Raw genomic sequence first — 11519 nt, forward strand, 5'->3', positions numbered from 1 at the left:
CGGTTCTTCGGTGTCGTCCCAGTAGTCGGGGTGAAGTGCCGTCGAGTTCCCGGGAGTTCACGGTCCGTTCGTGGCCGCCGCAAGGTGGTCGGGCGGTGCCTCGATCAGGAAGTCTCCGCCTCGGTGTGCAGCCGGGACAGCTCGTCCGACGCCTCGGCCTGCCGGGCCGCTATGGCTCGCTCGGCCTCCTCGCGGGTCTCCCGCGCGGCGTCCTCCGCGTTCGCGGTGATCGTCTCGGCGAGCCCGACCGCCTCGTCCCGCTGGCGCTCCGCCTCCGAGCGGGTGCGCTCAAGCGTTTCCTCAGCCTGCCGGCGCAGCGACGTCGCCCGCTCGATGGCCTCGGTGCGGACCTTCTCGCTGTCCGCCGTCGCCTTCTGGCGCAGCTCGTCCGCGTCGGCCTTCGCCTTGGACAGTAGCTCCTCGGCGCTCTTCGCGGCCTCTTCGATCTGCTGGACGGCCTCCTTACGGGCCTCCCCGCGGATCTTCTCGCCCTCGGCGACCGCCTCCGACCTGAGCTGCTCGGCCTCGCCCCGCAGCCGCCGCGCCTCCTCCTGGAGCTCGACGGTCTTGGCGCGGTACTCCTTGGTGTCGTCCTTCGCGGAGCCCTTCAGCTGCTCGGCGATGTCGTGCGCCTCGGCCCGCAGCCGGTCCGCCTCGGACTCGGCCTCGGTGCGGACCCGCTCGGCCTCCTCCGACGCCGACTTCAGCGTCGAACGGGCGTCCTCCTGCGCCTTGTTGAGGACGTCCTCGGCCGTCTTCGCGGCCTTCGACAGCTGGGTCGCGCTCTCCTCGGCGGTGATCGTGCGGGCCTTCTCGGAGGCCTCCGCGACGATCTTCTCGGCCTCGGCACGGGCGTCCGCGACGAGCTGCTCGGCGTCCGACTTGGTGGCCTCGGCCTCCTTCGTCGCCTCCGTGACCAGCCGCGCGACCTGCTCCTTCGCGGTGCGCGTGCGCTGCTCGTTCGCCGACTCGGCGGCGGAGAGCGTCTTCTCGGCGGAGGTCTGGGCCTCCGCGAGGAGCTTCTCCGCCTCGGCCTGCGCCTTGCGCAGCGCCTCCTCGGCGTCCGCCATCCGCTGCTCGGCCGCCCGCGACAGCTCACCGGCCTGCCGGCGGGCCGCGTCCGACTCCGACGCCGTCGAGGTGCGCAGCTGCTCCGCGTGGTCCGTGGCCTCCTGGGCCTGCGCACCCGCCGCGTTCAGCAGCCGCTCCGCGTCCGCGCGGGCCCGCAGCACGGTCTGCTCGGCCTCCGTACGGGCCGCCTCGGCGTCGCTCGTGAGCCGCTGGCGGGCCTCGTTCGTCAGCCGCTCGGCCTCCGCGCGGGCCGCCGCGAGAGCCTGCTCGGCCTCACCGCGCGACTCGTCGATCAGCCGACGCGCCTGCGCCTCCGAACGGGAGCGCAACTGCTCGGCCCACGCCACGTTCTCGTTGACGTGCGACTCGACGGTCTGCCGGCGCTCCGCCAGCTCCTGGTCGAGCTGCTGGCGCCGGGTGACGGCCTCCTGGTGCAGCTCCGCCTGGAGCCGGGCCGCGTTCTCCGCGTGCTCCTGGAGGATCCGCTGGGTCTGCGCCCGCGCCTGGCTCAGCTCGCGCTCGGCGTCCTGGCGCAGCTGGTCGGCCTGCATCTGCGCGTTGCGCAGCAACTGATCGGCCTGGTAGCCGATGTCACCGCCGTCGAAGGCGGGCCGGGTCATGATGGTGCGCCGCGCCTCGTGCAGCTTGGCGCGCAGCACCTCGACCTGGTAGCCGAGGTCCTCGGCGTGCTGGATCGCCTTTTCCCGCTCGGTCTTCAGCCGTTTCATCTCGGCTTCGAACCGAGTGAGGTGGTCGACGTCAGCCGCCGGCTCTCGCTCCTGGCTCTCGTAGCCCCGCACTGCGCGGTCCCATCCGTCCCCTGGTCGCAAGCTTGTCCAACGAGCTCCCGTCCATCCGCCGGACGGGGCCCCCGGGGAATGGTGTCAGATCATCGGCGGAATGCGGGCTGCGCCCGCCGCTCCCACCCCGAAACCCGGACCCCGGCATAGCGGTTGCCCCACCCTGCGGCGGGCAACCGCCCCCAACCCTACCGGCCCTTATGTACGTGGGTCAGTGCTCGTCGGACTCAACAGGCGCCGATGTGACGAGTTCTGTGAGGACACCGTGGCAATCCTTGGGGTGCAGAAAGGTGATCCGGGACCCCATGGAGCCCCGCCTGGGCTCCTCGTAGAGCACCCGGATCCCCTTGTCCCTGATGGCCTCGGAGTCGGTGTCGACGTCCGCGGTGCCGAAGGCGATGTGGTGGACGCCCTCGCCGTTCTTGGCCAGCCACTTCCCCACCGCGGAGTCGTCGCGGATCGGCTGGAGGAGCTGGATCCAGGAGGAACCGCCGTCGGACGTATCGTTGATCTTGAGCATGGCCTCGCGGACGCCCTGCTCCTCGTTGACCTCCGTGTGGAAGACCTCGAAACCGTAGGTCGCGCGGTAGAACTCGACGGTCGTGTCGAGGTCGTGGCAGGCGATCCCGATGTGGTCGATTCGCGTCAGCATGGGTTCAGTGGAGCGCTGAAAAGGTGGTTGTGCAACGTGCGGGCGATCACATCGACGGCCGGGTGACGGCGTGACCTACTCCTCAGTACTTTGTGTGTAAACCCTCGTTCACTCACTTCATACGGGCCCGTGCAGGCCGGTAAGGGGATCGCAGCTCATGACCACCTCAGTGATCGTCGCAGGCGCGCGCACTCCCATGGGGCGCCTCCTCGGCTCCCTCAAGTCGTTCTCCGGGGCCGACCTCGGCGGCTTCGCCATCAAGGCCGCCCTCGACCGGGCCGGGATCTCCGGCGACCAGGTCCAGTACGTGATCATGGGCCAGGTCCTCCAGGCCGGCGCCGGCCAGATCCCGGCCCGGCAGGCCGCCGTCAAGGCCGGCATCCCGATGAACGTCCCGGCCCTGACGATCAACAAGGTCTGCCTCTCCGGCCTCGACGCGATCGCCCTCGCCGACCAGTTGATCCGCGCCGGCGAGTTCGACGTCGTCGTCGCGGGCGGCCAGGAGTCCATGACCAACGCCCCCCACCTGCTGCCCAAGTCCCGCGAGGGCTACAAGTACGGCGCGATCGAGATGCTCGATGCGATGGCGTACGACGGCCTCACCGACGCGTTCGAGGGCATCGCGATGGGGGAGTCGACGGAGAAGCACAACACCCGGCTCGGTCTGAAGCGGGCGGAGCAGGACGAGGTGGCCGCGCTCTCCCACCAGCGGGCCGCCGCCGCGCAGAAGAACGGGCTGTTCGAGGCCGAGATCACCCCCGTGGAGATTCCGCAGCGCAAGGGCGACCCGGTCCTGTTCAGCAAGGACGAGGGGATCCGCGCCGAGACGACCACCGAGTCCCTCGGCAAGCTCCGCCCGGCGTTCACGAAGGACGGCACGATCACCGCCGGTTCCTCCTCCCAGATCTCGGACGGCGCCGCCGCCGTCGTCGTCATGAGCAAGGCGAAGGCGCAGGAGCTGGGGCTCGACTGGATCGCGGAGATCGGGGCGCACGGGAACGTCGCCGGCCCCGACAACAGCCTCCAGTCCCAGCCGTCCAACGCGATCCTGCACGCGCTGCGCAAGGAGGGGCTGGAGGTGGCGGATCTCGATCTGATCGAGATCAACGAGGCGTTCGCCGCCGTCGCCGTGCAGTCCATGAAGGATTTGGGAGTATCGCCGGAAAAGGTGAACGTGAACGGCGGCGCGATCGCGCTCGGGCACCCGATCGGCATGTCTGGGGCGCGGCTGGTGCTGCACCTCGCGCTGGAGCTGAAGCGGCGGGGCGGCGGGGTCGGGGCCGCCGCGCTGTGCGGGGGCGGCGGGCAGGGGGACGCGCTGATCGTGCGGGTAGCGAAGGCGTAACTCTGTTTTACGGTGATGATCCGAGCGTCGGATCATCACATCGCCGTATCGCCGGATCGGAGCCGTGATGCAGGACGTCCCCTCCCTGATCGCCCAGGCCAGAGCGGGCGGGCCGCGTGCCGTCGCCCGCCTGATCTCGCTGGTCGAGGGGGCGTCCCCGCAGCTCAGAGAGGTGATGGCGGCACTGGCCCCGTTCACCGGCGGCGCCTACGTCGTCGGCCTCACCGGCTCCCCGGGGGTCGGGAAGTCGACGACGACGTCCGCGCTTGTCGGCGCGTACCGGCGGCAGGGCAAGCGGGTCGGCGTCCTCGCCGTCGACCCCTCCTCCCCGTTCTCCGGCGGCGCGTTGCTGGGGGACCGCGTCCGCATGTCCGACCACTCCTGCGACCCCGGCGTCTACATCCGCTCCATGGCCACCCGGGGACATCTCGGCGGCCTCGCCTGGGCCGCGCCTCAGGCGATCCGGGTGCTGGACGCCGCCGGCTGCGACGTCGTCCTCGTCGAGACCGTCGGGGTGGGGCAGTCGGAGGTGGAGATCGCCGCCCAGGCCGACACCAGCGTGGTGCTCCTCGCCCCCGGCATGGGCGACGGCATCCAGGCCGCCAAGGCCGGGATCCTGGAGATCGGCGACGTCTACGTCGTCAACAAGGCCGACCGCGACGGCGCGGACACGACCGCCCGCGAACTGAACCACATGCTCGGCCTCGGGGAATCCCGCGCACCGGGCGCCTGGCGGCCACCGATCGTGAAGACCGTCGCCTCTCGGGGCGAGGGGGTCGACGAGGTCGTCGAGGCGCTGGAGAAACATCGCGGGTGGATGGCCGAGCGAGGGGTGCTGGCCGAACGGCGCCGGGCTCGGGCCGCCCACGAGATCGAGATGATCGCGGTCACCGCGTTGCGGGAGAGGATCGGGGATCTGCGGGGGGACCGGCGAGTGGAGGTGCTGGCGGGGAGGGTCGTGGCGGGGGAGCTGGATCCGTATCGGGCGGCGGACGAGTTGGTGGCGGGGGTGCGGGAGGGGTAGGGGGCGAGGGGAGGGGCCCGGCCTGTTCCCTCGTGCACACTCCCACCCTCAGTCCCGTGGCCTCGTTGCGCACATGGTTCGAAGTGGCCGCCGCCCACCCGGAGTTGCTGGACCTGGACGGCGCCGTCGAGGACACCGTCCGCCTTCAGTACCTTGAAGGGGTGTGCCTATGAAAAATCAGGGCCGGCCGCGGTTCTCGCGGAGGTGGTCGGTGACCGGGCCGAGGGCCCTGCTGAGGTGTTCCATCGCCTCGGGGGAGAGGAGGTCGATGAAGTGGCGGCGGACGGAGGCGACGTGGAACGGCGCGACCTCGCGCATCACTTCGAGACCTCGGTCGGTGAGGACCGCGTAGAGGCCGCGCCGGTCGGACTCGCAGTTCTCCCGGCGGACCAGGTTCGCGTTCTCCATGCGGGTGATCTGGTGGGAGAGACGGCTCTTGGACTGGAGGGTCGCGGAGGCGAGGTCGCTCATCCGCATCCGGACGTCGGGGGACTCGGAGAGGTTGACCAGGATCTCGTAGTCGTTCATCGTCAGCCCGAACGGCTGGAGATCCTTCTCCAGTTGGTGCATCAGCAGCCTGTTGACCTCCAGCTGGGTGCGCCAGGCGCCCTGCTCCGCTTCGGTCAGCCAACGTGTTGCCGTCTCGGTCTCCATAAAAGAATTCTACCTAAAAAGTTGAAATATTAATGAGAAGAGCGTGACGGCGCGCACCCGTTCGACGTCACACTCCGCAGACTACCGTTCACAGCCCGAAGCGACGCTGGAGATCGCCGAGCTGTCCGGGAAGGCGCTGTCCCCCCGACTGCCCGCCGAACCCCTGCCCGCCGTGCGCCCCGCCGCCCGGAACGCCCGGTTCCGTCGGCACCACGCCCGTCGCCTGCTCGGCCATCAGCATCTCGGTCGACTGGAGGAGGACGGTCCCGGCGCCGACGAACTCGAACTGGTGCTCCTCGCCCGAGGCGCCGCCGATGCCCGTCATCGCACGTAGACCGCCCAACAGGCCCGTCATATAGCCGTGGTCGTAGTGGTGGCACGGCGACGGGCAGTCCGCCCAGCCGACCAGCGCCTGCGGGTCCACCCGGATCGGCGGCTCCATGAACACCACCGGACCGTTGGACGCGGCGACGAACTTGCCCGTCCCGATCAGCGTCAGGAACCCCGGCACGATCGACTGCTTCAGCGCGAGACTTGGCTGAAACGCGAGGAGGTTGCCCGAGCGAATGGTGAGGTTGCCGTCCTCCAGGTCGTACGAGTTGACGTCGAACGCCCGGTCGGCGAGCAGCATCTTGCCCGAGCCCTCCGCCACCACCCAGTCACTCGCGTGCAGAGGCGAATGGAACGACGTCCGCACCAGCCGGTCCAGCCGGCCGTGCCCGATGCCGTTGAACTCCATCGCCCCGTAATAGGCGATCATCTTCCCCTTCTGGAGAAACCACTGGCTCCCCTTGAGCTCCACACAGAAGGTGTAGGAGTTGACGTTGTCGTCGACCGGCAACGACATGGGGTCGTAGACCACCGGGCCCGCGCCCGCGTAGTGGTTCACAGCTTCTCCTCCGACGCCTGCACGTACACCGCGCCGTTGCCGCTCAGTTCGAGTTGGAACGCCTCGCCGGAACCCCGGCCGACCATGTCCCGCCAGCCGAGGGCCGTCGAGAGCTTGTTGCGGACGTCGCCGTGGTGGGCGACGTACGCCTGGGGGTCGACGTGGACCGGGCGGTTCGGGGTGATCGGGACCTCGAAGACGCCGCCGTGCGCCATGACCGCCACCGCGCCGTGGCCCTTCAGGGTCGTCGTGAACAGGCCCTGCCCGCTGACCTGGCCGCGGACCATGCCCATGACGCCGCCCTGGGAGCCCATGAACATCGTGCCCTGCTGGAGGGTGCCCTCGAAGGCGAGGAGGCGGTCGGCCTCCACGTACAGCGTGTCCCCGGCGAGGTTGATCACCTGGACGTGGTGCCCGCCGTGCCCGAACAGGACCGTGCCGCTGCCCTCGACCGTCATCAGAGGGGTGTCCTCGTTCGCCAGGCGGCGGCCCAGCATCGACATCACACCGCCCTGGCCGCCCTGGATGTTCGGCGTGAACGACACCTCGCCCTTGTAGGCGAGCATCGCGCCGCGCTGGCTGAACAGGCGCTGACCCGGCGCGACCGTCGCCTCGATCATCTTGGAGTTGATCTCACGGAAGGTCATCTCACACATCCCCCGCGATCGTGTTGCGCTCGCTGGGCTGGACGTACACCAGGCCGTCTCCCTCGAAGCGGATCTGGAAAGCCTCGCCGCCGCCCTCGCCGATCAGCGTGCGGAACGTCACACCGGCCTGGAAGGACTGGCGGAGGTTGCCCTGGTGGGCGACGTACGCCCCCGGGTCGACCGTCAGCGGGTACTGCGGAGTGACCCGCAGGACCACCGCCGGGCCGTCCGACGTGATCGCCGCCTGGCCGTGCCCCTCGACGGTCGTCGTGAACAGGCCGTTGCCCTGCGAGGCGCCGCGCAGACCCGTGAACGTCGTGCCGGTCCGCAGTCCCGCGTCCGTCGCGAGCAGGTTGCTCGACTCCACGTACAGCTTGTCCCCCTGGAGACCGACGAGGTTGATCTCCGAGGCGCGGTCGGCGAACCAGCAGATCCCGTGCCCCTTCACCTCCATCACCGTCATCTGCTCGCCGGTCAGCCGCCGGGTCACCATCCCGCGCAGACCCTCACCGCCGCCCGTGAGCTTCTTGAACGCCATCTGTCCGTCGTACGCGACCATCGAGCCGTTCTTGGCCTTCACGGAATCGCCGGTCATCTCGACGGCCAGCACCTTGCTGCCTTGCAGTCGGAACATCGCCACGACGCCGAAGGTATCCGGTGGAAGGGTGGAGAGAACAGGGCCCACGGGTGGATACCGACCCTGAAGGGACCCCTAGGGGCAGGGTTTGCCACAATGGACGAACGCTTGTGCGCGTGTTCACAAGGGCTCGCGCGAAAACCCCTGCTCAGCAGCGAGACGCCCCCTGCTCGAAGGAGACCCGTGGACCTCAAGACCGCATCCGCCATCCGACGCCTGCGCCTGATCTCCATTCCGGAGGGCATCTCCTGGATCATCCTGCTCGTCTGCACGATCATCAAGTACGGGATCACCGAGTCCTTCGACGCGGCCCCCGTGATGGGCCCGATCCACGGCACCCTGTTCACCATCTACGTGATCTTCTGGGCCGACGCCTGGAACCGCGCCAAGTGGGACCGCAACACCGGCCTGCTCTACTTCGCGTACTCGGTCATCCCCGGCGGCAGCTTCATCCTCGACCGCCGCCTGCGCCGCGAGTCCGAGGACGCGGTGATCGCAGCCCGCGCGAGCAAGGAAGGGACCGTGGACGCATGATCGTCGCCTTCTCCGTCACCCCCCTCGGCGTCGGTGAGGACGTCGGCGAATACGTCGCCGACGCCGTCCGCATCGTCCGCGAGTCCGGCCTCCCCAACCGCACCGACGCCATGTTCACGTCCATCGAGGGCGAGTGGGACGAGGTCATGGACGTCGTCCGGCGAGCCGTCGCCGCCGTCGAGGAACGCGCCCCCCGCGTCTCCCTCGTCCTCAAGGCCGACATCCGCCTCGGCGTCACGGACGGACTGACGTCCAAGGTGGAGACGGTCGAACGCCACCTCGCGCAGTAGCCGTACCTCAGATGTAGGCGCGGATCTGCCGGACGGGGTGCCCGAGAGCCGCGCTGGGGGTTCCGGACGGCGATCTCGAACCGGGAGAACCCGCAGGGGGCCTCGAAGTGGAGGGTGCCGAGGGAGAGGGGCGCTCCGCAGCGGGGCACGCCGCACACAGGACAACCGATTCGTTCCAACCCGTCCCCGCAGTCGACGGCGGGGGCGGTGTCGTGCCAGTCGACCTCCACACGGGTGGCGTTCTTGGGGAACCAATAGGTGACGAACGCCGCTGCCGCGTCCGCCGAGTTCGAGGCGGGCTGCCAGTGGGGGTCGGTGGGGATGAGGGACAGGACGTCTTCACTCATGCCGGCCCCTTCACCGAGGGTGCCGCAGCCTACCTGGGGGCGCGGGGAACTGCGCGATCAACCACGACGCACCCGCACCCGGCAGCTCACCGCTCCCGCCCCGAAGCCCGCCGCAAATACTGCCGCACCGCCCGCTGGGAGATCGGCCCCAGCTCCTCCAACGCCCCCACCAGCAGCCCCAGTTGCTCCAAGGCGTCCAGCGCCGCAGTGGCCCCCTCGGCGTCCACCCCCTCGTACAGCTCGATCCCCACGAACGAAGCCGCCACAGCCCGCGCCAGCCCCGTGGGGTCCGCGAACTCGCCCAACGGCGTTGCCGCCAGTACCCGGCGCAGCACCTTCTCGATCTCGACGATCCACAGGTCGAGCCCGGCGGCGGTGGCGGGTCCCAGAGCGGGGTGCGTCTGCGCGCCGGCGAGGAGTTGACCGAGGCGGGCGACGTTCCCGGAGTCCTGCTCGGAGGCGTGGATCTCCCGCCCCAGCGCGAGGAGTTCGGACAGGGACCGCACCTCGTCGAACCGTTCCCGGTAGCGCGAGACGGACTGCTCGGCGCCGTACCCGCAGGCAGCCGCGAGGAGTTCGTCGACGGAGCCGAAGTGGTAGAAGACGAGGGCCTGGTTGACGCCGGCGGCACTCGCGACGGACCGGGCGGACGTCTTGGCGATGCCCTGCTCGGTGAGCGTGCGCAGCGCCCCCTCCAGGAGTTTCGTCCGGGTGTCCTGCGCTGGACTCATGCGCGCGCTTCCTCTCTCACCGGCCGCAGCCCGGCCCGTACCCCGCAGTGTCGTACATCGCTGTACTCGGCCCGGAAGGACCCCTCGTACCCGAAGAGCGGCCCGAACCGCCGGTTGACGACCCGGACTTGGATCCGGAACCGCCCGGACGCGTCGTCGAACGACTCCCGCACCTCCGCGTCGGCGCCGATGAATTCGGGCACGCGCACGTCCACCGGCCCTTCCCGGAACCGGTGTTCGCCGGAGCGGATGAGGAGGGAGCCGTCGGGCTCGGCGTGGAAGGTGAGGTCGGTGGCGAGGTGCTGGTGGGTGCCGAGGTAGTCGAGGACGCGTCCCTCGGGTCCCAGCACCATCTGCGCGTCGAACCGCCGTTGGCGCCCGGGAAGGGCGAACGTCCGCACGAAGCTGACGGTTTCCCGCCCGTAGGAGTCGACGTAAGGGACATTCTCGATCACGAACGGAACATCGCGGCCCGCGCGGGGGACGAGGATGTTGCGGGTCCCCCCGAGCGCGAGGAACGGCTTCACGAACGAAGGCCCGTGCCAGATGCGGGACATGCCCCCCCGTCCCGTGCACGCCTCCCCGCTCGCGAGGCCCACGGAGAAACGGCGGCGGAGTTCGGGGTGGAGGCGCCCGAACGCGTCGTCGCCCATGGCCCGCCGGAAGATCGAACTCATCGCGGCGACCCCAGCACGCGCATCACCCGGGGCGCACGCGCGCGTTCCGGTGCGCGGCGGATGCAGCGCCGGGCGGCGGGCACGCACGGCAGGGGCGCCTTGAACAGGGCCAGGCAGGCGGCGATCAGCAGGAGTTGGGGGATGACGAACATCAGCGGGGCGGCGTAGTCGCCCAGTTCGGGGCCCGTCCCGATGCCCGCACAGGCCACCGTCAACACGACCGCGCGGACGGCGAGTTCCGTCAGCCAGTTCCACAGCGCCCGCTCCGGCGTGATCCCCTTCTCCACCCACAGCCGCAGCCGGTCGAACGACCACGCCGTCGCCCACACCATCAGCGGGCGGAACACGAAACGGTCCGCGTACCGGCCGAACCGGCCCCAGCGCGGCTGGTAGTCGTATCCCGTGAGGAAGCGGACGCCGTCTCCCTCCGGGACGTAACGCCAGTACCCGCCGCCCTCCTTGAGGAGCGAGAGGGGATGCGGGGAGGCGAACCGCAGGGCCGACGTCCTTGTGCCGTCCGGGCGTTCGGTCTCGCCCGCGCTGACTCCCGTGCCGGCGACCGTCAGGAACGGCAGCACGCGCGTGGCGTACCGGAAGTGCTGAGGCTCGCCTTCCGCGCGCGGGAGGTAGTCGATTGTGGTGAACCGGAGGTCCCAGCGCTGATGCTGCGCGGGGTCCTGTGAGCGGGCCCACAGGTCGTCCAAGTCGGCGCGGATGTGCGCCTCTATATAGAGCCCCATCTTCATTCCCCCAGATAGAGACGGTATTTGAGCACTCGCTCAAAGTCTCTGTCGCTGACAGTACACATGTTTGAGCGAGTGCTCAACGCCGGATTTCGTGTGAACGGGCATACCTGTGAGCGGCGTTAGGCTCTGCCGCGTTCATCGCAAGAGCGGTATGCAGGGGAGGCGTGCAGTGCTGGGGCTGCTGGGCAGGGCGGGGGCGGTGGTCGTGCTGCTGGGTTCGCTGGTGGCGGGCCGGCCGGTGCAACAGGTCGTCGCGTACGGCGGGGTCGGCGCGGTCGTGCCGGGGCGCGGGGAGACGGTGAGTGTCGAGGCGTTGACGGCAGACGGGCACGCGCGCGGGTTGACGGTGCGGGTGGGGCGGGACGGGAGAGTGTCGTACGAGACGGAGGCGTCGGACGTCGAACCCTCCAACGCCGAACCCTCCAACGCCGAACCCGCCCCCGCCGAACCCGCCGCCGCCGAACCCGCCGCCGAG

The 11519-nt window shown here is 69.9% G+C and carries 12 protein-coding genes and 2 pseudogenes; 5 read left to right on the forward strand and 9 right to left on the reverse strand.

The window, feature by feature from the left end:
- Positions 1-113: 113 nt before the first annotated feature.
- Positions 114-1871 (reverse strand): annotated as a pseudogene (locus tag ACVNF4_RS25225) (hypothetical protein); the annotation flags it as partial.
- Positions 1872-2082: 211 nt separating this feature from the next.
- Positions 2083-2523, reverse strand: coding sequence for a methylmalonyl-CoA epimerase (gene mce / locus ACVNF4_RS25230; protein WP_461805164.1), 441 nt, complete (start codon positions 2521-2523; stop codon positions 2083-2085).
- Positions 2524-2680: 157 nt separating this feature from the next.
- Here mce and ACVNF4_RS25235 point away from each other — a divergent pair, with 157 nt between their 5' ends.
- A complete protein-coding gene (locus tag ACVNF4_RS25235) occupies positions 2681-3868 on the forward strand; it encodes an acetyl-CoA C-acetyltransferase (protein WP_461805165.1) in 1188 nt (395 codons plus the stop codon).
- A gap of 67 nt (positions 3869-3935) precedes the next feature.
- Positions 3936-4892: a methylmalonyl Co-A mutase-associated GTPase MeaB gene (meaB, locus tag ACVNF4_RS25240; RefSeq protein WP_461805166.1), complete on the forward strand. Its 957-nt coding sequence runs from the start codon at positions 3936-3938 to the stop codon at positions 4890-4892.
- A gap of 177 nt (positions 4893-5069) precedes the next feature.
- Here the strand turns inward: meaB and ACVNF4_RS25245 are convergent, their stop codons facing one another.
- The 4 genes from ACVNF4_RS25245 to ACVNF4_RS25260 all read right to left on the reverse strand — a co-directional run bounded on the left by ACVNF4_RS25245 (position 5070) and on the right by ACVNF4_RS25260 (position 7716).
- Positions 5070-5546: a MarR family winged helix-turn-helix transcriptional regulator gene (locus tag ACVNF4_RS25245; RefSeq protein ID WP_461805167.1), complete on the reverse strand. Its 477-nt coding sequence runs from the start codon at positions 5544-5546 to the stop codon at positions 5070-5072.
- Positions 5547-5634: 88 nt separating this feature from the next.
- Positions 5635-6435 carry an AIM24 family protein gene (locus ACVNF4_RS25250; RefSeq protein ID WP_461805168.1) on the reverse strand — a complete coding sequence of 267 codons (801 nt, stop codon included), beginning with the start codon at positions 6433-6435 and terminating at the stop codon, positions 5635-5637.
- A complete protein-coding gene (locus ACVNF4_RS25255; RefSeq protein WP_461805169.1) occupies positions 6432-7082 on the reverse strand; it encodes an AIM24 family protein in 651 nt (216 codons plus the stop codon). Before ACVNF4_RS25255 ends, ACVNF4_RS25250 begins: the two co-directional genes overlap by 4 nt.
- Position 7083: 1 nt before the next feature.
- Complete coding sequence (locus ACVNF4_RS25260; RefSeq protein WP_461805175.1) at positions 7084-7716, reverse strand: AIM24 family protein; 633 nt, start codon at positions 7714-7716, stop codon at positions 7084-7086.
- Between the two features lie 186 nt (positions 7717-7902).
- Here ACVNF4_RS25260 and ACVNF4_RS25265 point away from each other — a divergent pair, with 186 nt between their 5' ends.
- A complete protein-coding gene (locus ACVNF4_RS25265) occupies positions 7903-8253 on the forward strand; it encodes a DUF3817 domain-containing protein (protein WP_461805170.1) in 351 nt (116 codons plus the stop codon).
- Complete coding sequence (locus ACVNF4_RS25270) at positions 8250-8543, forward strand: MTH1187 family thiamine-binding protein (RefSeq protein WP_461805171.1); 294 nt, start codon at positions 8250-8252, stop codon at positions 8541-8543. The genes ACVNF4_RS25265 and ACVNF4_RS25270 overlap by 4 nt, the downstream gene beginning before the upstream one ends.
- A gap of 433 nt (positions 8544-8976) precedes the next feature.
- On the opposite strand, the gene ACVNF4_RS25275 is transcribed toward ACVNF4_RS25270, so the two are convergent.
- Genes ACVNF4_RS25275 through ACVNF4_RS25285 form a run of 3 tightly spaced genes read right to left on the reverse strand, consistent with a single transcriptional unit; the run spans position 8977 to position 11038 of the window.
- Complete coding sequence (locus ACVNF4_RS25275; protein ID WP_461805172.1) at positions 8977-9621, reverse strand: TetR/AcrR family transcriptional regulator; 645 nt, start codon at positions 9619-9621, stop codon at positions 8977-8979.
- The gene (locus ACVNF4_RS25280) at positions 9618-10298 is read right to left on the reverse strand and encodes a DUF4166 domain-containing protein (RefSeq protein ID WP_461805173.1); all 681 of its coding nucleotides are present in this window, start codon (positions 10296-10298) and stop codon (positions 9618-9620) included. The genes ACVNF4_RS25275 and ACVNF4_RS25280 overlap by 4 nt, the downstream gene beginning before the upstream one ends.
- Positions 10295-11038, reverse strand: a complete 744-nt coding sequence (locus ACVNF4_RS25285) for a hypothetical protein (RefSeq protein ID WP_461805174.1) — start codon at positions 11036-11038, stop codon at positions 10295-10297. The genes ACVNF4_RS25280 and ACVNF4_RS25285 overlap by 4 nt, the downstream gene beginning before the upstream one ends.
- A 175-nt stretch (positions 11039-11213) precedes the next feature.
- Between ACVNF4_RS25285 and ACVNF4_RS25290 the strand changes: the two are divergent.
- Positions 11214-11519, forward strand: a pseudogene (locus ACVNF4_RS25290) (hypothetical protein); the annotation flags it as partial.

This window comes from Streptomyces sp. S6 (genome assembly GCF_054880855.1).